We start from the raw sequence: 18,336 nt of genomic DNA on the forward strand, positions 1-18,336 counted from the left end.
AAAACGGGCGCAGGAGTATAAAGCGCCTGCGCCCGCTTTTACATGCTGGTCGTCCGGATCAACGGACTTTGTCCTCAGTGAGCGTCAGCGCTTGCGGGTCGAAGTCGTCCACGTCGATGACCTTGCGGCGTGCCGTTTCAGCGGCTCGCAGGGTCTGCGCTTCGGTTGCATTCAGCACGCCCGCTTCGAGCGCTGCATCGATAAGGGGCTCTCCAGGTGCCGGGTCGAGCTGACCCTGCTTCAATGCCACGTGCAATTTCTTGTGCAGCGGATGGGCGGTGGCCAGCAGGTCGGCGGCGTATTGCAGCGCACCGACAGGATCATCCTGTGACTGTGGGCGATAGCAGCCTTGAAGCAACTCCTCCAAAGTCGGATCGCCCTTGGCGCGACCGATAACCGCTGCCACCTCGGCATCGAGCCGGTCGCTCGGACCTTTATGACGCCGGCCGAAAGGAAACACCACCACACGCAACAGGCAGCCCAGCAGCCGGCTTGGGAAGTTGGCCAGCAGCTCGTCCAACGCCCGCTCCGACTGACCCAGGCTTTCTTCCATGGCCCACTGGAACAGTGGCGCCATATGATCCGGCGAATCGAGATCGTGGTAGCGCTTGAGTGCAGCCGAGGCCAGGTAAAGGTTGCTCAACACATCACCCAATCGGGCAGACAAGCGCTCGCGGCGCTTGAGCTCACCACCCAGCAACATCATGCTGAGGTCCGCCAGCAAGGCAAATGCCGCCGCTTGCCGGTTGAGGGCGCGGAAATAGCCTTGGCTCAAGGCGTTGCCTGGCACGTTATCGAAATGCCCCAGGCCGAGATTCAGCACCAAGGTGCTGGCGGCATTGCTGACCGCGAAACCGATGTGCTTGAGCAGCAGTGCGTCGAATTCGAGCAATGCCTGGTCTTTGTCCTCGCGGGTGGCCAGGGCCATTTCCTTGAGCACGAACGGATGGCAGCGGATGGCACCCTGGCCGAAGATCATCAGGTTGCGCGACAGGATATTCGCGCCTTCGACCGTGATGAAAATCGGCGCGCCTTGCCAACTGCGTCCCAGGTAGTTGTTAGGACCCATGATGATGCCTTTGCCGCCGTGAACGTCCATCGCGTGGCTGATGCATTCGCGGCCACGTTCGGTCAGGTGGTACTTGAGGATCGCCGACAGCACCGAAGGTTTTTCGCCGAGGTCCACCGCGTTGGCCGTCAGCATGCGCGCGGCGTCCATCAGCCAGGCGTTGCCACCGATGCGCGCCATGGCTTCCTGGATGCCTTCGAAGGCCGACAACGGCACGTTGAATTGTTCACGCACCTGGGTGTACTGGCCGGTGACCAGGCTGGTGAACTTCGCCGCGCCGGTACCGACCGCGGGCAATGAAATCGAGCGCCCGACCGACAGGCAGTTCATCAGCATCATCCAGCCCTTGCCGAGCATGGCCTGGCCGCCGATCAGAAAGTCCAGCGGGATGAAGACATCCTTGCCCCAGTTCGGCCCGTTCATGAAGGCGGCGCCGAGGGGCAGATGGCGACGGCCGATCTGAACGCCGGGCGTGTCGGTGGGGATCAGCGCCAGGCTGATTCCCAGGTCTTCTTCGTCGCCCAGCAAGTGGTCCGGGTCATAGGCCTTGAAGGCCAGGCCGAGGAGGGTGGCGACCGGGCCTAGGGTGATGTAGCGCTTTTCCCAGTTCAGGCGCAGGCCAAGGGTTTCCTCGCCTTGCCACTCGCCTTTGCAGATGATCCCGGTGTCGGGCATCGCCCCGGCGTCGGACCCGGCCAGTGGGCCGGTCAGCGCGAAGCAGGGGATGTCGTCGCCACGGGCCAGTCGCGGCAGGTAATGGTTGCGTTGTTCGTCGGTGCCGTAATGCAGCAACAGTTCCGCGGGGCCGAGGGAATTGGGGACCATGACGGTGGAAGCCAGGTCGCCGCTGCGGGTGGCGAGCTTCATTGCCACCTGGGAGTGGGCATAGGCGGAGAACCCCTTGCCACCGTATTCCTTGGGAATGATCAGGGCGAAAAAACCATGCTCCTTGATGTGTGCCCACGCTTCGGGCGGCAGGTCCATCGCCTGGCCGATCTGCCAGTCGCTGACCATCGCACAAAGCGCTTCGGTAGGGCCGTCGAGGAACGCCTGCTCCTCGTCGGTCAGACGAACCTTGGGGTAAGCCAGCAGCGTGTCCCAGTCTGGCCGTCCACTGAAAAGCTCGCCATCCCACCATACCGTGCCAGCGTCGATGGCGTCGCGCTCGGTCTGGGACATGGGCGGCAGGGTTTTCTGGAACCAGTCGAACATCGGCGCGCTGAAGTATTTGCGGCGCAGGTCCGGTAGCAGCAGCGGTGCCGCGATGGCGGCGAGCACCAGCCAGAGAACGAGCATCAGCCAGCCGGGTGCATGGCTGGCGATGCCCATCACCAGCAGGTAGACGGCGACGATGCCCAGCGCCGGTAGCGGGGCGGTGCGACGATGCGCCAGCCAGGCTACCCCGACGACCAGAACCAGTATCCACAACAACAGCATAAGTGATCCTCCGTGAACCAAGGCAAAACCGACCTTCAGAGCTTAGACGGCCCCTGCAAAACCGGCAGTCGGCGCGATGTGATTGATTTCGTGGGAAACCCTCGACGTATCGCGCCAGTCTGGTTGGCAACAACCGTGGGAAATCGTTCGTTGCCAGCGTGAGAAAACGCCATTGTTTGGCACAAATGCCGTGTCGGCCCCGGATGGGTCGACAGCGCGGGTCGGCTCCGTGGCGGGTAATGATTTGAGCCGTTCCTCATCCGGCGTATGCTGCTGCGGCATTTATCCTTTGAGGAAGCCGAGATGCTGAAGATTTGGGGCCGGAAGAACTCATCGAATGTTCGAAAGGCGTTGTGGTGTGCCGAGGAACTGGGACTGGCCTACGAGGCCATCGATGCCGGCGGGGCCTTCGGTGTGGTGGATACGCCGCAGTACCGCGCCAAGAACCCCAACGGTCGGGTTCCGATGCTGGAAGACGAAGGCTTCGTGCTCTGGGAGTCGAATACCATCGTTCGCTACCTGGCCGCTCGTCATGCATCGGGTTCGGCTTGGTACCCCGACGATGTCCAGGCCCGGGCCAAGGCAGAGAAGTGGATGGACTGGACCACGTCCAGCTTCGCGGCCCCGTTTCGCACGGTATTCTGGGGCGTCCTGCGCACCCCGCCCGAGCAGCAGGACTGGGTTGCCATCAAGGCGGCGATCAAGGAGTGCGACGACCTGCTGGCGATGGTCGACCAGGCCCTGGCCGAACAGCCTTACCTTGGCGGTGATGAAATCGGCATGGGCGACATTCCCCTCGGCAGTTTCATTTATGCCTGGTTCGAGATGCCCATCGAGCGCGCCGCGCTGCCGAACCTCCAAGCCTGGTATGCACGGCTCAGGCAGCGTCCGGCCTATCAGAAAGCTGTCATGACCGCGTTGACTTAATAGTTACTATCGACACACTTCACTGTACTTGTGCGGCGACGCCACGCACCATTGCCTTCGTGCGCCATGGTTGCATTGCTCGCCGTGCGCCCTTATCTAGTGTTCTTCTTCCCCCTTCTTGGTGCGTAATCCGATATGAGTTCCGCTCTGTCCATACGGCAGTTAACCAAAACCTACGGCAACGGTTTCCAGGCCCTGAGTGGTATCGATCTGGACGTCGCCGAAGGTGATTTCTTCGCCTTGCTTGGCCCGAACGGGGCAGGCAAATCCACGACCATCGGCATTCTTTCCACTCTGGTGAACAAGACCAGCGGCACGGTCAATGTCTTCGGCCACGACCTGGACCGCGCGCCCGCCGCGCTCAAGCGCTGCATCGGCGTGGTGCCTCAGGAATTCAATTTCAACCAGTTCGAAAAGACCTTCGACATCGTCGTGACCCAGGCCGGCTACTACGGCATCCCACCGAAGATTGCCAACGAGCGCGCCGAACAGTACCTGACCCAACTGGGCTTGTGGGACAAGCGCGACGTGCCGTCCCGTTCGTTGTCCGGTGGCATGAAGCGACGTTTGATGATTGCGCGCGCGCTGGTGCATGAACCGCGCCTGCTGATCCTCGATGAACCGACCGCGGGCGTGGACATCGAACTGCGCCGTTCGATGTGGACCTTCCTGACCGAGCTGAACCAGAAAGGCATCACCATTATCCTCACGACGCATTATCTGGAAGAAGCCGAGCAGCTGTGCCGCAATATCGGCATCATCGACCACGGCACTATCGTCGAGAACACCAGCATGCGGCAGTTGCTGAGCCAATTGCACGTGGAAACCTTTTTGCTGGATCTCAAGCATGACTTGAGCGTCACCCCTCAGCTCGTAGGCTATCCGGCCCGGCTGCTGGACGGCCACACCCTGGAAGTCCAGGTCGACAAATCCGTCGGCATTACCGGGCTGTTCACCCAGCTGGCCCTGCAAAACATCGAAGTGCTGAGCCTGCGCAACAAGACCAATCGCCTTGAGGAGTTGTTCGTGTCCCTGGTGGAAAAAAACCTGGCGAAGGTGGCGGTATGAGTTCGGAACTGCGCCCCAACCTGATCGCCCTCAATACGATCGTTTATCGCGAAGTCCGACGCTTCATGCGGATCTGGCCGCAGACCTTGCTGCCCCCGGCCATCACGATGGTTTTGTACTTTGTGATCTTCGGTAACCTGATCGGCCGGCAGATCGGCGACATGGGCGGCTTTACGTACATGGACTACATCGTGCCGGGGCTGATCATGATGTCGGTGATCACCAACTCCTACGGCAACGTCGTGTCGAGTTTCTTCGGCAGCAAATTCCAGCGTTCGATCGAAGAACTGATGGTCTCACCGGTTTCGCCCCATACGATCCTGATCGGGTTTGCCTTGGGCGGTGTGTTGCGAGGATTGGCGGTGGGCCTGATCGTGACCCTGCTGTCGCTGTTCTTCACCGACCTGCAGGTGCATCACCTGGGCGTGACGATCCTGGTGGTGGTGCTGACGGCTACGATCTTTTCGCTGCTGGGTTTCATCAATGCCGTGTTTGCGCGCAACTTCGACGACATCTCCATCATCCCGACCTTCGTACTGACGCCGCTGACCTACCTGGGTGGAGTGTTCTATTCGATCTCCTTGCTGCCCCCGTTCTGGCAGACCGTATCGCTGGCCAACCCGGTGTTGCATATGGTCAACGCGTTTCGCTACGGGATCCTTGGGGTGTCGGACATTCGCATCAGTATCGCGATCACCTTCATGCTGGTTGCGACCGTGGTGCTTTACGTGGGGTGCGCGCGGTTGCTGGTGAGTGGGCGGGGAATGCGTACCTGAGATTGTCTTGGGTTCTTCGTTTTTTTTGGGGTGCGTGAATACATGCACCCCAAAATCATCACATCCGACTCCGCTTGCGCCGCCTCCATTGTCTGGTAACCCACCAGCGCCAGTACGCCATCGTCACGAAGTATGCCAGCGCCCCAAGTACCAACCCAGTCACCACCGAACCCAACAGAAACGGCTGCCACAACGTCGCCAGCTGGTGGGTGATCCACTCCCAGGTCAATTCGTCCGGCAACGTCCGGGCTGGCACATCCATCAGCCAGGCGCCGGTTTGATAAGTGCAGAAGAACACCGCCGGCATGGTGATGGGGTTGGTCAGCCAGACCAGGCTCACGGCAATCGGAATGTTGCCGCGAACCGTGATGGCCAGCGCCGCGGCCAGCAGCATTTGCAGGGGAATGGGCAAGAAAGCGGCGAACAGGCCGACGGCCATCGCCCGGGCGACCGAATGGCGATTGAGGTGCCAAAGGTTGGGGTCGTGCAGCAGCGTACCGAGAAAGCGTAAGGATTTGTGTTCCCGAATGCTCGCTGGGTCAGGCATGTAACGTTTGAATAGGCGCCGGGGCATAAGGCTTCTCGGTCGGATCACAGCAGTCAGGCCGCAAGTATGTCCGGATTCTACGACTGACAGATTCAGACTTTGTGACAATTGATAACGCGCAGGGTGCCATTGAGCGTCTAAGCCTGGAGAGGGAACTCTCAAGGATGGGCTTATGCGCACGGCAATGGTCGCGCTTGCACTGGGGCTGCTGGCCCCGATTTTTCTACCGGCCTTGCCGCCGTCCTGGTTGATTGCAGCCATGACTGTGGCGGCATTGTTGGTGTTGCCGACGCGTACGTACTGGGCAGGCTTGTTCTTCATCGGGCTGGCCTGGGCCTGTTTTTGCGCACAGCTCGCATTGGACGATCGGTTGTCCGTCGCGCTGGAGGGTGAGACTCGCTGGGTCGAGGGGCGGGTCGTCGGTTTGCCGCAACAGGGTGATGGCGTCGTGCGTTTCGAGCTCGCCGATGCGCATTCCCGGCGTACGCGTTTGCCGGCGTCGATGCGCCTGGCCTGGTATGGCGGGCCGCTGGTCAGTAGTGGAGAGACGTGGCGCCTGGCGGTGAAACTCAAGCGACCCGCGGGGTTGCTCAATCCCCATGGCTTCGACTATGAGGCCTGGCTGTTGAGCAGGGGGATCGGTGCGACCGGCACCGTCAAGGATGGTTCGCTGCTACAACCGGCCAAGGGCGCCTGGCGCGATGGGGTGCGCCAGGCACTGGCAAAGGTCGATGCCCAGGGCCGTTCCGGTGCGCTGCTGGCGTTGATCCTCGGCGACGGCGCCGGGTTGAGCCGCGAAGAATGGCGGGTGCTGCAAGACACTGGCACCGTCCATCTGCTGGTGATTTCCGGGCAGCATATTGGCCTGCTTGCCGGCCTGGTCTATCTGCTGGTGGCGGGGGCGGCGCGTTATGGCGTCTGGCCGGCGCGTTTGCCGTGGTTGCCCTGGGCGTGCGCCCTGGCATTTGCCGCGGCCCTGGGGTACGGCCTGCTCGCCGGGCTCGATGTGCCGGTGCGACGGGCCTGCGCAATGATTGGCCTGGTGCTGTTGTGGCGCTTGCGTTTCCGCCAGGCTCAACCCTGGTGGGCCTGGATGGCGGCGTTCGTCGGGGTGCTGGTGCTGGATCCGCTGGCCAGCCTGCGGCCAGGCTTCTGGTTGTCGTTCGCTGCGGTGGCGATATTGATGTTCACTGTTGGCGGTCGCCTGGGGCCGTGGCGCTGGTGGCAGACGTGGACCCGCGCCCAGTGGTTCATTGCCCTGGGGCTGTGCCCGCTGTTATTGATCCTGGGACTGCCGGTCAGCCTCAGCGGTCCTTTGATCAACCTGCTGGCGGTGCCCTGGATCAGCCTGTTGGTGTTGCCCTCGGCACTGCTTGGCACGGCGTTGCTGCCGATCCCCTTCGTCGGTGAAAGCCTGCTCTGGATCGCCGGCGGGCTGCTCGATCTGCTGTTCAATGGGCTCGGCTTGGCTGCCGGGCAGGTGCCGGCCTGGGTGCCTCTCGCCATACCGCTGTGGGCGTGGTGCATTGCAGCGACCGGTGCTCTGCTGTTGTTGCTGCCCGAGGGCGTGCCCCTACGCCTCCTCGGATGGCCGATGTTGTTGCTGATGGTTTTTCCTCCCAGGGACGAAGTGCCTCCGGGCCAAGCGGAAGTCTGGCAATTGGACGTCGGCCAGGGGTTGGCGATCCTGGTGCGCACCCATCGGCATACCTTGCTCTACGACGCAGGGCCGCGCTTTGGCGAGGCGGATTCAGGCGAGCGCGTGGTCGTGCCGACCTTGCACAAGCTTGGTGTGGAAAAGATCGACCTTCTGTTGCTTAGCCACGCCGATGCCGATCACGCCGGCGGAGCCCAGGCCGTGCGCAACCGATTGCCAACGACTCGGGTCATCAGCGGTGATCCGCAAGCGCTGCCCGGGGATTTGCAGGCGGGTTCATGCGATAGCGGCGAGAGCTGGGCATGGGACGGGGTCAGGTTCGAGCTCTGGCGCTGGGATTCAGCTGTCGAAAGCAATCAGAAATCCTGTGTCTTAGTGGTCATGGCGGGCGAGGAGCGACTGCTGTTGACCGGCGACATCGATACCCACGCCGAGCGCGCCTTGCTCGAAGGTCCCTTGGCGGGACCGATCCAATGGCTGGCGGCACCGCACCATGGCAGCCGCAGCTCATCGTCGATGGCGCTGCTGGCGCGGCTCAAACCTCATTCGGTGTTGATATCCAGGGGGCGGAGCAACGCGTTCGGCCATCCGCACCCCTGGGTGATCGAGCGATACAGGAGGTTGGGCCTGTCGATTTTCGACAGCGCCGAGCAGGGCGCCATTCGTCTGCAACTGGGCGCCTTCGCGCCGGCGCGCACCCAGGCAGGTGTTCGGCGTTACTGGCGTGACCGGCTGGCCGCGGGGGCTTGGACAGAACATTGACCCAGCTCGTCAGTCATGGTCGTGTTGTCGGCGGCACGGGTCTGCACCGCGCGTCTGTATGATAAAGTGGCGCACTTTTTCGAGGGGGCAGTCACTGTGTGGGAATTGGTCAAATCCGGCGGCTGGATGATGTTGCCGATCATTCTGAGTTCCATCGCGGCATTGGGAATCGTTGCCGAACGCCTGTGGACCCTGCGGGTCAGCCGCGTGACCCCGGAGCATCTGCTCGGGCAGGTCTGGGTCTGGATCAAGGACAAGCAGCTGAACAAGGACAAGCTCAAGGAGTTGCGTGCCAGTTCGCCGCTGGGCGAAATCCTTGCGGCGGGCCTGGCGAACTCCAAGCATGGCCGCGAGATCATGAAGGAGTGCATCGAAGAGGCGGCTGCCCGGGTCATCCATGAGCTGGAGCGCTACCTCAATGCCTTGGGAACCATTGCCGCCATGGCCCCGTTGCTGGGATTGCTGGGCACGGTGCTGGGCATGATCGATATTTTCAGTGCATTTACCGGGACCGGCATGACCACCAATGCATCGGTGCTGGCCGGTGGCATATCCAAGGCGTTGATCACCACCGCAGCCGGTTTGATGGTGGGAATCCCCTCGGTATTCTTCCATCGTTTCCTGCAACGTCGCGTCGATGAGTTGGTGGTGGGCATGGAGCAGGAAGCCATCAAGTTGGTCGAGGTGGTGCAGGGCGACCGCGATGTGGACCTGGCCGGGGGCAAGAAGTGAAATTCCGCCGCAAACCACGGGAAAACATCGAGATCAATCTCGCGTCGCTGATCGACGTGGTATTCATCCTGCTGCTGTTTTTCGTCGTGACCACCACGTTTACCCGGGAGACCCAGCTCAAGGTCGAATTGCCGCAGGCCGTCAGTGGCTCGCCGGCCGAAGACCAGCAACTGAAGAACCTGGAGGTCATCATCAGCGCCGAAGGGACGTTCTCGGTCAACAACAATCTGTTGCCCAAAAGTGACCTGGCGAGCCTGATCGAGGCCCTGCAGAGGGAGTCCGGCGGCGATACCAGCCTGCCGCTCTCCATCAGCGCCGACGGCAAGACGCCTCATCAATCGGTCATCACCGCCATGGACGCCGCCGGCAAGCTCGGCTTCAGCCATCTGCGCATGACCACCGTCGAGGCGGCGCCCGCACCCTGATGGCCATGTCCGATCGATTGCTTGCCGCCTGGTATGAAGGGCATCCCGCCCTCGCGCTACTGCGGCCACTTGAATGGCTGTACCGACGCGTCGTGGTCGGCAAACGCGAGCGTTTCCTGGCAGGCGAGGGTGAGGTTTACCAGCCGCCCGTGCCGCTGATCGTGGTTGGTAATATCACCGTTGGCGGCACTGGCAAGACGCCGCTGATTCTGTGGATGATCGAACATTGCCGGCGCAGTGGCCTGCGGGTCGGCGTAGTCAGCCGGGGCTACGGCGCCAAGCCGCCGCAATTGCCCTGGCGGGTCGCGGCGGACCAGGGCGCCGACATCGCGGGCGACGAGCCGCTGCTGATCGTCCAGCGCACCGGCGTGCCATTGATGATCGATCCCGATCGCAGCCGCGCTGTCCGGGCTTTGTTGGAAAGCGAGCCGCTGGATCTGATCCTGTCCGACGATGGCATGCAGCATTATCGCCTGGCGCGGGACCTTGAACTGGTATTGATCGACAATGCCCGGGGCCTGGGCAACCGGCGTTGCCTGCCTGCCGGTCCGCTGCGCGAGCCGGTCGAGCGCCTGCAATCGGTCGACGCCGTACTGTTCAACGGCGCCAGCGCTGATCGCGAGGACGGCTTCGCCTTCCAGCTCCAACCCACCCTGCTGGTCAACCTGGCCAGCGGCGAACGGCGCTCCCTCGATCATTTTCCACCCGGCCAGGCCCTGCACGCCGTGGCCGGCATCGGCAATCCGCAGCGTTTCTTCACGACCCTTGAAACGCTACACTGGCGGCCAATACCGCACGGGTTTGCCGATCATGCCGAATACAGTGCCCAGGCGTTGAATTTTACGCCGTCCCTGCCGGTGGTCATGACGGAAAAGGACGCGGTCAAGTGCCGTGCCTTCGCCGCGCCCGACTGGTGGTACCTGGCGGTGGACGCAGCACCTTCGCCGGCCTTCGCGGCCTGGTTCGATACGCAGCTGATGCGCCTGTTGCCGGATCGGCTCTTGCCTTAAACGTTTTTCCAGGGGATTTTTCATGGACACCAAACTGCTCGATATCCTGGCTTGCCCGGTCTGCAAAGGCCCGCTCAAGCTCAGCGCCGACAAGACCGAGCTGATCAGCAAGGGCGCCGGCCTGGCCTATCCGATTCGCGACGGCATCCCGGTGATGCTCGAGAGCGAAGCCCGCACCCTGACCACCGATGAGCGCCTGGATAAATGACCACAGCCTTTACCGTCGTCATTCCGTCGCGCTTCGCCTCGACGCGCCTGCCTGGCAAGCCGTTGTTGTTGATCGCCGGCAAGCCGATGATCCAGCATGTCTGGGAACAGGCCAGCAAGAGCAGCGCCCGACGCGTAGTGGTCGCGACGGACGATGCGCGCATCGTTGAGGCGTGCGAGGGCTTTGGCGCCGAGGTGGTGATGACGCGCGAGGACCACAACTCTGGTACTGATCGCCTGGCGGAAGTGGCCGCGAAGCTCGGGCTGGCGCCCGATGCCATCGTCGTCAACGTGCAGGGCGACGAGCCATTGATACCGCCAAGTGTCATCGACCAGGTGGCCGCGAACCTGGCGGCCCATCCCGAGGCGCGCATGGCCACCCTGGCCGAGCCGATCGAGGACGTGCCGACGCTGTTCAACCCCAATGTGGTCAAGGTGGTCAGCGACCTCAACGGCCTCGCGCTCACGTTCAGTCGCGCCACCTTGCCCTGGGCCCGGGAGGCCTTCGCGCAGAGCCGCGACGTGCTGCCCGACGGCGTGCCGTACCGCCGCCATATCGGCATCTATGCCTACCGCGCCGGTTTCCTCCAGGACTTCGTCGCGTGGGGGCCGTGCTGGCTGGAAAATACTGAGGCCCTGGAGCAACTGCGCGCATTGTGGCATGGCGTGCGGATCCACGTTGCCGATGCCTTGATCGCGCCTCCGACCGGGGTGGATACCCCCGAAGACCTTGAGCGCGTTCGTCGCCTGCTGGAGGCTTGATGCGGGTTCTGTTCGTCTGTCTTGGCAATATCTGCCGGTCGCCCACAGCCGAAGGTATCTTGCGCCACAAATTGCGCGAAGCCGGGCTGCAAGAGCAGGTGGAAGTCGCTTCCGCCGGCACCGGCGACTGGCATGTCGGTAAAGCGCCGGACAAACGCAGCATGGCCGCGGCCCTGCGTCGCGGCTACGATTTATCGGCCCAGCGAGCCCGGCAGGTGACCCGCGCCGATTTCGCCACCTATGACCTGATCCTGGCGATGGACAGCAGCAACCTGCGCAACCTCAAGGTCTTGCAACCGGCCAATGCCCGAGCAGAGCTGGACCTTTTCCTGCGTCGCTACGAAGCCGAACTCGATGAAGTGCCTGACCCTTACTACGACGGTGAGCAAGGTTTCGAGCAGGTGCTGGATCTGATCGAGCGCGCCACGGATCGTCTGGTGATCGAATTGAAGGGGCGGTTATGACCTTGCAAGTCCAGACGGGCGTCAGCCTCAAGCCGTACAACAGCTTCGGCGTGGATGTCGGCGCCCGGCTGTTCGCCGAAGCCCACAGCGATACGGATGTTCGGGAAGCCTTGGCCTATGCCGCCGGCCACGACGTGCCGCTGCTGGTCATTGGCGGCGGCAGCAACCTGTTGCTGACCGGCGACATCAACGCGCTCGTGTTACGCATGGCCAGCCGGGGGATTCGCTTGCTCGTCGATGACGGCGAGCGGGTGGTGATCGAGGCCGAGGCCGGGGAGCCGTGGCATCCGTTTGTCCAGCACACGCTGGCGCAAGGTTGGTCGGGCCTGGAAAACCTCAGCCTGATTCCCGGTACGGTGGGGGCGGCGCCGATGCAGAACATCGGTGCCTACGGTGTGGAAATAAAGGATGTTTTCGCCGGCCTCACCGCGTTGGATCGCTACACCGGCGAGCTGCGCGATTTCACCGTCGACGAATGCGCCTTCGCCTACCGCGACAGCCTGTTCAAGCAGCAGCCGGACCGCTGGTTGATCCTGCGGGTGCGCTTTGCCCTCAGCCGTATCGCGCATTTGCACCTGGAATACGGCCCGGTGCGCCAGCGCTTGACCGAACAAGGCATCGACCAGGCGACGCCTGCCGATGTCAGCCGGGCGATCTGCAGCATCCGCAGCGAGAAACTCCCAGACCCCGCCGTACTCGGCAACGCCGGGAGTTTTTTCAAGAATCCATTGGTGCCGGCCGCTCACGTGGCGCATCTCAAGGCGCAATACCCCGACCTGGTGGCTTATCCACAGGCTGGTGGGCAGATGAAAATCGCCGCCGGCTGGCTGATCGAGCGGGCCGGTTGGAAAGGGTTCCGCGAAGGCGACGCCGGAGTGCATAAGTTGCAGGCGCTGGTGTTGGTCAACTATGGCAATGCCACGGGGCTGGAGCTGCTGGATCTGGCTCGACGGATTCAGAAAGACATCGCCGAGCGTTTCCAGGTCGAGCTGGAAATGGAACCTAATCGGTATTGATAGCCCTCGCAATCGCGTCAGGAAAAACGCCCTGCACCGCCCGCACAATGTGATTTGTGCAGGATTGTGCAGGGCGTTTTGCATGTTCCTGGGTTAATTTAACTGGCTGATGATGCGAGCATTCGCGTCCCAAGGCCCGGTGCAGACGCTTGCTTGCGTATGCGCAACGAAGAGCCCGATTAGCCTGAGCCAATCTGCGATACCGAACCGATTACCCAACGGCAGATGGCTCGACCCTCATAACTCGATAACGATGCGGGCGTGCCCATGATTACCCTGAAACTCAATGGAAAAGATCACTCACTGGATGTGACCGAGGACATGCCTCTGTTATGGGCGATCCGAGACGTGGCCGGCTATAACGGCACCAAGTTCGGCTGCGGCATGGGCCTGTGCGGCGCCTGCACCATCCACATCGACGGCGCCCCGGCGCGCAGTTGCATCACGCCGATCGGCTCAGTGAAAGGCCAGAACATCAGCACCATCGACGCGCTTCACGTCGATCCGGTCGGGCAGGTCGTGCAGAAGGCCTGGCTGGATACCGCCGTCGCCCAATGCGGCTATTGCCAGGGCGGGCAAATCATGTCCGCCACCGCATTGCTCAAGACCAACCCCAACCCCAGCGACGAGCAGATCGAAGAAGCCATGGCTGGCAACATCTGCCGCTGCGGTACGTATAACCGGATCAAGACCGCGATCCGCCAGGCTTCCACTCACTTGAAGGAGGCCAAGGCATGAGCCGCTTGCCCGCTGATTTCGCGCTGAGCAACCTCAGCCGTCGTGGATTTCTCAAGGGCGCCAGCGCCACCGGCGTGCTGGTCCTGGCCGCCACTTGGGGCCTGCCGGATGCCTTTGCCGAAGAGAAGAAGTTCGGCGCCGAGGGCATGCCCCATGGCGCGGTCGATGATCCGAAGGTGTACGTCAGTATCGCCGCCGACGGCAGCGTGACAGTGATCTGCAACCGTTCGGAAATGGGCCAGGGCGTGCGTACCAGCCTGAGCATGGTAGTGGCCGACGAACTGGATGCCGACTGGGCGCTCGTCAAGGTCCAGCAGGCGCCGGCGGACGAGGCGCGTTTCGGCAACCAGGACACCGACGGTTCACGCAGCATGCGTCACTGGTATGAGCCGATGCGTCGTTGCGGTGCTGCGGCCCGGACCATGCTCGAACTCGCCGCCGCTGCGCAGTGGAAGGTGCCGGCGCAAGAATGCCGTGCACAGCTGCACAAAGTGGTGCATCAACCTTCAGGGCGCGAGTTGGGTTATGGCGAGCTGGCTGTCGCCGCCAGTGCCTTGCCGGTACCGGCTCGCGACAGCCTACGCCTCAAGCAGCCCTCGGAGTTCCGCTACATCGGCAAGCAAGCGAGCCGCGCCATCGATGGCGCAGACATCGTCAACGGTCGTGCGGTCTTTGGCGCCGATGTGCATTTCGACGGAATGCTCTACGCCGTCGTGGCCCGTCCGCCGGTCTATGGCGGCAAGGTCAAGTCCGTGGATAGCAGCGCAGCGCTGAAAGTACCTGGTGTGGTCAAAGTGCTGCAGATCGAAGGGCGCCCGTTGCCTTCCGAGTTCCAACCCTTGGGCGGCGTCGCCGTGGTGGCGAAGAACACTTGGGCGGCGATCAAGGGCCGCGATGCACTGAAGATCCAGTGGGACGATGGCCCGAACGCTGGTTATGACTCCATTGCCTACCGCGGGGAATTGGAAGCGGCCGCCCTCAAGCCCGGAAAAGTCCTGCGCAGCACCGGCGATCTCGACGGTGCGCTGACCCAGGCTGATTCAACTCTTGACGCGTCGTATTACCTGCCGCACCTGTCCCAGTCGCCCATGGAACCGATGGTGGCCGTCGCCCGGTTCAAGGACGGTCAATGCGAGGCCTGGGCACCCAGCCAGGCACCGCAGGTGACCCGTGAACGCGTGGCCGAGCGCCTGGGCATTCCTTTCGAAAAGGTCACGGTGAACATCACGCTGCTGGGCGGCGGTTTCGGACGCAAGTCGAAACCCGACTTCGTCGTCGAAGCGGCTGTCCTCGCCAAGGAATTTCCCGGCCAGGCCGTACGGGTGCAATGGACCCGCGAGGACGATATCCATCACTCGTATTTCCATACGGTATCGGCTGAATACCTGAAGGCCGGCCTGGACAAGAACGGCATGCCCTCCGCTTGGCTGCACCGCACCGTGGCCCCGACCATCACCGCGCTGTTCGCGCCCGGCATGACCCATGAAGCACCATTCGAAGTGGGCATGGGCGTGACGAACATGGCCTACGCCATTCCCAACATGCGCCTGGAAAACCCCGAGGCGGTGGCCCATACCCGGGTTGGCTGGTATCGCTCGGTCTCGAACATTCCCCATGGCTTCGCGATCCAGAGTTTCATCGACGAACTGGCCCACAAGGCCGGCCAGGATCCGCTGAAATACCACCTCAAGTTGCTGGGCCCGGACCGCAAGATCGATCCGAATTCCCTGAATGACGGTTGGAACTACGGCGAATCCCCCGAGCGTTATCCCATCGACACGGCGCGGATCCGTACCGTGCTGGAAACCGCCGCGAAGGCCGCCGGTTGGGGACGTGAGCTACCCAAGGGGCGGGGATTGGGATTGGCGGTGCACTACAGCTTCGTCACTTATGTGGCAGCGGCGATCGAAGTCGAGGTCAAGGACGACGGCACGGTGATCGTGCACAAGGCGGACATCGCCGTGGACTGCGGTCCGCAGATCAACCCTGAGCGCATCCGCTCGCAGTTCGAAGGCGCCTGCGTCATGGGGCTGGGCAATGCGATGGTCGGCGAGATCAGCTTCAAGGATGGCAAGGTGCAGCAGGACAATTTCCATATGTACGAAGTGGCGCGAATGTCCCTGGCGCCCAAGGAAGTGGCGGTGCATCTGATCACTCCGCCGGGCGAGGTGCCGTTGGGCGGTGTTGGCGAACCGGGCGTGCCGCCCATTGCGCCGGCCTTGTGCAACGCGATCTTCGCTGCCACTGGCAAGCGTATCCGCAATCTGCCCGTGCGTTATCAGCTGCAAGGCTGGCAACAGGCCAAAGCCTGATGGACAGCGTTGACCTGAACGTATTGCGCAGCGTCCTGGAATGGCGCCGCGCTGGGCAGCGGGTAGTGTTGTTCACCGTGGTTCAGACCTGGGGCACCGCGCCCAGACCTCCGGGGGCCATGTTGGCCCTGCGCGAGGACGGCGTGGTGATCGGTTCGGTATCGGGCGGTTGTGTCGAGGATGACCTGATCGCCCGGCTGCACGACGGCCGTATTCCCGAGGACGGTCCGCCGGTGCAACTCATCACCTACGGCGTCACCCGCGAAGAGGCGGCGCGCTTCGGCCTGCCGTGTGGCGGTACGTTGCGCCTGACCGAAGAGCGGGTCGGCGATCCTGCCTGGGTCGCCGAATTGCTTGAGCGATGCGAGGCCCATGAAATCGTCGCCCGGGAGCTGACGATCGCCAGTGGCAATGTGACTCTGGCGCCGGCGAGCAAAACCGACGCCCTGGTGTTCGACGGGCAGCTGCTGCGAGCCATTTATGGCCCACGTTGGCGCTTGCTGCTGATCGGCGCTGGGCAACTGTCCCGTTACGTGGCGGAAATGGCCCGATTGCTGGATTTCGAGGTGCTGATCTGCGATCCGCGCAAGGAGTTTGTCTACGGTTGGGAAGAACAACATGGCCGCTTCGTTCCCGGCATGCCCGACGAAGCGGTTCTGGACATCCAGACCGACGAACGCACGGCGATCGTGGCCCTGACCCATGATCCGCGCCTGGACGACATGGCACTGCTCACCGCCCTGGATTCCAAGGCCTTTTACGTCGGCGCCCTGGGCTCGCGGGTCAACAGCCAGAAGCGCCGAGATAACCTGGCTCAGCTAGGCTTGTCCGCAGAGGCGATCGGACGCTTGCATGGACCAATCGGCCTGCACATTGGCAGCCACACGCCGGCGGAGATCGCTTTGTCGCTGTTGGCTGAAATCGTGGCCATCAAAAATGGCGTGGAACTGCGGCAGAAAAAAACGTTGTAGGCCGTGGACGAGGAGGGCGTATGGAAAAGTCGATTGGCGTGATCATCCTGGCGGCGGGATCGGGCAGTCGCTTTCGTCAGGTAGCCGGCGCGGACAAGGATAAGTTGCTGGCCGACTGCACGGGGCGTGACGGCGCCGTCAGATCGGTAATCGAGCATGTGTTGGTCAACCTGCCGGCATCCTTGGAACGGCGCGTTCTGGTGGTGAACAACGACCGGCCGCAAGCCATTCGCATGGCCCAGGCCTATGGCTGCGATATTGTGGAACTGAACTCCCCCGGCCTGGGGGATAGCATTGCCGCGGGTGTCCAGGCCTGCCCGGATGCCGATGGCTGGCTGATTATGCTGGGCGATATGCCTTTCATCCTGTCGTCGAGCATCGAGCAAGTGGCCGCGGTAATTAGCGAGGAGGGCATCAGCGTGCCGGTCCTCACCGGTGAGTACGGGCACCCGGTGGGATTTGGTCGTGGGTTCGGGCCGAAACTGATGGCACTGACCGGGGATTTTGGTGCCAAGGCGCTGTTTATCGGAGCGCAAGTGCTTGAGGTTCCGGTGGACGACCCTGGCGTAACCTGGGATGTCGATGTGCCAGATGCGCTGGCCTTCAAATAAACCATCGACGATGGACCATGACTGGTGTCGGCTGCACATCCCGTGTGAGAGCTTTAGGGGATAGAAATCCTGCGCCTGGCCCGAATTTCCTGTGGGAGCGAGCCTGCTCGCGATAGCCGTCTGGCATCCACCATGGGTGCAAGCTGAGCCGGCGCCATCGCGAGCAGGCTCGCTCCCACATTGGATCTTCAGTGGATATAAATCCTGAAGCCGGCCCGAATCCCCTGTGGGAGCGAGCCTGCTCGCGATAGCGGTCTGGCATCCACCCTGGTTGCAAGCTGAGCCGCCGCCATCGCGAGCAAGCTCGCTCCCACATTGGATCTTCAGTGGATATAAATCCTGCGCCTGGCCCGAATCTCCTGTGGGAGCGAGCCTGCTCGCGATAGCGGTCTGGCATTCACCATGGTTGCAGGCTGAGCCGGCGCCATCGCGAGCAGGCTCGCTCCCACATTGGGTCTTAAGTGGATAGAAATCCTGAGGCCGGCCCGAATCCCCTGTGGGAGCGAGCCTGCTCGCGATAGCGGTCTGGCATTCACCCTGGTTGCAAGTTGAGCCGGCGCCATTGCGAGCAGGCTCGCTCCCACATTGGGTCTTCAGTGGATATGAATCCTGAGGCCGGCCCGAATCCCCTGTGGGAGCGAGCCTGCTCGCGATAGCGGTCTGGCATTCACCCTGGTTGCAAGTTGAGCCGCCGCCATCGCGAGCAGGCTCGCTCCCACATTGGGTCTTAAGTGGATAGAAATCCTGAGGCCGGCCCGAATCCCCTGTGGGAGCGAGCCTGCTCGCGATAGCGGTCTGGCATTCACCATGGTTGCAAGCTGAGCCGGCGCCATCGCGAGCAGGCT

At 62.5% G+C, this 18,336-nt stretch carries 17 protein-coding genes; 15 read left to right on the forward strand and 2 right to left on the reverse strand.

Features of this window, described 5'->3' with window-relative positions; all coding sequences use genetic code 11:
• Window positions 1–58: 58 nt before the first annotated feature.
• Window positions 59–2,506 (reverse strand): acyl-CoA dehydrogenase, encoded by a 2,448-nt coding sequence (locus tag J3Q04_RS07630; RefSeq protein WP_434560040.1) that lies wholly within the window; start codon window positions 2,504–2,506, stop codon window positions 59–61.
• 303 nt (window positions 2,507–2,809) lie between these two features.
• Here J3Q04_RS07630 and J3Q04_RS07635 point away from each other — a divergent pair, with 303 nt between their 5' ends.
• The 3 genes from J3Q04_RS07635 to J3Q04_RS07645 all read left to right on the forward strand — a co-directional run bounded on the left by J3Q04_RS07635 (window position 2,810) and on the right by J3Q04_RS07645 (window position 5,277).
• On the forward strand, window positions 2,810–3,433 hold the full coding sequence (locus J3Q04_RS07635; RefSeq protein WP_420766900.1) for a glutathione S-transferase family protein: 624 nt from the start codon (window positions 2,810–2,812) through the stop codon (window positions 3,431–3,433).
• Window positions 3,434–3,568: 135 nt separating this feature from the next.
• A complete protein-coding gene (locus J3Q04_RS07640; protein ID WP_434607138.1) occupies window positions 3,569–4,501 on the forward strand; it encodes an ABC transporter ATP-binding protein in 933 nt (310 codons plus the stop codon).
• Window positions 4,498–5,277, forward strand: coding sequence for an ABC transporter permease (locus tag J3Q04_RS07645; RefSeq protein WP_420766898.1), 780 nt, complete (start codon window positions 4,498–4,500; stop codon window positions 5,275–5,277). Before J3Q04_RS07640 ends, J3Q04_RS07645 begins: the two co-directional genes overlap by 4 nt.
• A 58-nt stretch (window positions 5,278–5,335) precedes the next feature.
• Here the strand turns inward: J3Q04_RS07645 and J3Q04_RS07650 are convergent, their stop codons facing one another.
• A complete protein-coding gene (locus J3Q04_RS07650; RefSeq protein WP_420766897.1) occupies window positions 5,336–5,851 on the reverse strand; it encodes a DUF2062 domain-containing protein in 516 nt (171 codons plus the stop codon).
• Window positions 5,852–5,996: 145 nt separating this feature from the next.
• Between J3Q04_RS07650 and J3Q04_RS07655 the strand changes: the two genes are divergently transcribed.
• The 12 genes from J3Q04_RS07655 to J3Q04_RS07710 all read left to right on the forward strand — a co-directional run bounded on the left by J3Q04_RS07655 (window position 5,997) and on the right by J3Q04_RS07710 (window position 17,491).
• Complete coding sequence (locus tag J3Q04_RS07655; protein WP_434607135.1) at window positions 5,997–8,243, forward strand: DNA internalization-related competence protein ComEC/Rec2; 2,247 nt, start codon at window positions 5,997–5,999, stop codon at window positions 8,241–8,243.
• A gap of 96 nt (window positions 8,244–8,339) precedes the next feature.
• A complete protein-coding gene (locus J3Q04_RS07660) occupies window positions 8,340–8,975 on the forward strand; it encodes a MotA/TolQ/ExbB proton channel family protein (protein WP_420766996.1) in 636 nt (211 codons plus the stop codon).
• Window positions 8,972–9,400 (forward strand): ExbD/TolR family protein, encoded by a 429-nt coding sequence (locus J3Q04_RS07665; protein WP_434607133.1) that lies wholly within the window; start codon window positions 8,972–8,974, stop codon window positions 9,398–9,400. The genes J3Q04_RS07660 and J3Q04_RS07665 overlap by 4 nt, the downstream gene beginning before the upstream one ends.
• Window positions 9,400–10,410, forward strand: a complete 1,011-nt coding sequence (gene lpxK, locus J3Q04_RS07670) for a tetraacyldisaccharide 4'-kinase (RefSeq protein ID WP_434607131.1) — start codon at window positions 9,400–9,402, stop codon at window positions 10,408–10,410. Before J3Q04_RS07665 ends, lpxK begins: the two co-directional genes overlap by 1 nt.
• A gap of 22 nt (window positions 10,411–10,432) precedes the next feature.
• Window positions 10,433–10,618 carry a Trm112 family protein gene (locus J3Q04_RS07675; RefSeq protein ID WP_003179363.1) on the forward strand — a complete coding sequence of 62 codons (186 nt, stop codon included), beginning with the start codon at window positions 10,433–10,435 and terminating at the stop codon, window positions 10,616–10,618.
• A complete protein-coding gene (gene kdsB / locus J3Q04_RS07680) occupies window positions 10,615–11,379 on the forward strand; it encodes a 3-deoxy-manno-octulosonate cytidylyltransferase (RefSeq protein WP_434607129.1) in 765 nt (254 codons plus the stop codon). Before J3Q04_RS07675 ends, kdsB begins: the two co-directional genes overlap by 4 nt.
• Window positions 11,379–11,843, forward strand: a complete 465-nt coding sequence (locus J3Q04_RS07685; RefSeq protein WP_434607127.1) for a low molecular weight protein-tyrosine-phosphatase — start codon at window positions 11,379–11,381, stop codon at window positions 11,841–11,843. Before kdsB ends, J3Q04_RS07685 begins: the two co-directional genes overlap by 1 nt.
• Window positions 11,840–12,859 (forward strand): UDP-N-acetylmuramate dehydrogenase, encoded by a 1,020-nt coding sequence (gene murB / locus J3Q04_RS07690; protein ID WP_434560030.1) that lies wholly within the window; start codon window positions 11,840–11,842, stop codon window positions 12,857–12,859. The genes J3Q04_RS07685 and murB overlap by 4 nt, the downstream gene beginning before the upstream one ends.
• A 267-nt stretch (window positions 12,860–13,126) precedes the next feature.
• Entirely contained in the window at window positions 13,127–13,597 is a 471-nt protein-coding gene (locus J3Q04_RS07695) for a (2Fe-2S)-binding protein (protein WP_420766995.1), read from the forward strand.
• Window positions 13,594–15,909 (forward strand): molybdopterin cofactor-binding domain-containing protein, encoded by a 2,316-nt coding sequence (locus tag J3Q04_RS07700; RefSeq protein WP_434607123.1) that lies wholly within the window; start codon window positions 13,594–13,596, stop codon window positions 15,907–15,909. The genes J3Q04_RS07695 and J3Q04_RS07700 overlap by 4 nt, the downstream gene beginning before the upstream one ends.
• Complete coding sequence (locus J3Q04_RS07705) at window positions 15,909–16,880, forward strand: XdhC family protein (RefSeq protein ID WP_434607120.1); 972 nt, start codon at window positions 15,909–15,911, stop codon at window positions 16,878–16,880. Before J3Q04_RS07700 ends, J3Q04_RS07705 begins: the two co-directional genes overlap by 1 nt.
• Before the next feature lie 20 nt (window positions 16,881–16,900).
• A complete protein-coding gene (locus J3Q04_RS07710; RefSeq protein WP_434607118.1) occupies window positions 16,901–17,491 on the forward strand; it encodes a nucleotidyltransferase family protein in 591 nt (196 codons plus the stop codon).
• Window positions 17,492–18,336: the final 845 nt, after the last annotated feature.

Source organism: Pseudomonas sp. D4-21 (assembly GCF_051132125.1).
In the GTDB taxonomy this organism is placed as follows: Bacteria; Pseudomonadota; Gammaproteobacteria; order Pseudomonadales; family Pseudomonadaceae; genus Aquipseudomonas.

Excerpts from the sequence above, each read along its gene's own strand:
- kdsB (WP_434607129.1), top strand. The coding sequence starts at position 10,615 with ATGACCACAGCCTTTACCGTCGTCATTCCGTCGCGCTTCGCCTCGACG.
- J3Q04_RS07655 (WP_434607135.1), top strand. The coding sequence starts at position 5,997 with ATGCGCACGGCAATGGTCGCGCTTGCACTGGGGCTGCTGGCCCCGATT.
- J3Q04_RS07635 (WP_420766900.1), top strand. The coding sequence starts at position 2,810 with ATGCTGAAGATTTGGGGCCGGAAGAACTCATCGAATGTTCGAAAGGCG.
- J3Q04_RS07710 (WP_434607118.1), top strand. The coding sequence starts at position 16,901 with ATGGAAAAGTCGATTGGCGTGATCATCCTGGCGGCGGGATCGGGCAGT.
- J3Q04_RS07695 (WP_420766995.1), top strand. The coding sequence starts at position 13,127 with ATGATTACCCTGAAACTCAATGGAAAAGATCACTCACTGGATGTGACC.
- J3Q04_RS07705 (WP_434607120.1), top strand. The coding sequence starts at position 15,909 with ATGGACAGCGTTGACCTGAACGTATTGCGCAGCGTCCTGGAATGGCGC.
- J3Q04_RS07650 (WP_420766897.1), bottom strand. The coding sequence starts at position 5,851 with ATGCCCCGGCGCCTATTCAAACGTTACATGCCTGACCCAGCGAGCATT.
- J3Q04_RS07685 (WP_434607127.1), top strand. The coding sequence starts at position 11,379 with ATGCGGGTTCTGTTCGTCTGTCTTGGCAATATCTGCCGGTCGCCCACA.
- lpxK (WP_434607131.1), top strand. The coding sequence starts at position 9,400 with ATGGCCATGTCCGATCGATTGCTTGCCGCCTGGTATGAAGGGCATCCC.
- murB (WP_434560030.1), top strand. The coding sequence starts at position 11,840 with ATGACCTTGCAAGTCCAGACGGGCGTCAGCCTCAAGCCGTACAACAGC.
- J3Q04_RS07645 (WP_420766898.1), top strand. The coding sequence starts at position 4,498 with ATGAGTTCGGAACTGCGCCCCAACCTGATCGCCCTCAATACGATCGTT.
- J3Q04_RS07675 (WP_003179363.1), top strand. The coding sequence starts at position 10,433 with ATGGACACCAAACTGCTCGATATCCTGGCTTGCCCGGTCTGCAAAGGC.
- J3Q04_RS07700 (WP_434607123.1), top strand. The coding sequence starts at position 13,594 with ATGAGCCGCTTGCCCGCTGATTTCGCGCTGAGCAACCTCAGCCGTCGT.
- J3Q04_RS07640 (WP_434607138.1), top strand. The coding sequence starts at position 3,569 with ATGAGTTCCGCTCTGTCCATACGGCAGTTAACCAAAACCTACGGCAAC.
- J3Q04_RS07630 (WP_434560040.1), bottom strand. The coding sequence starts at position 2,506 with ATGCTGTTGTTGTGGATACTGGTTCTGGTCGTCGGGGTAGCCTGGCTG.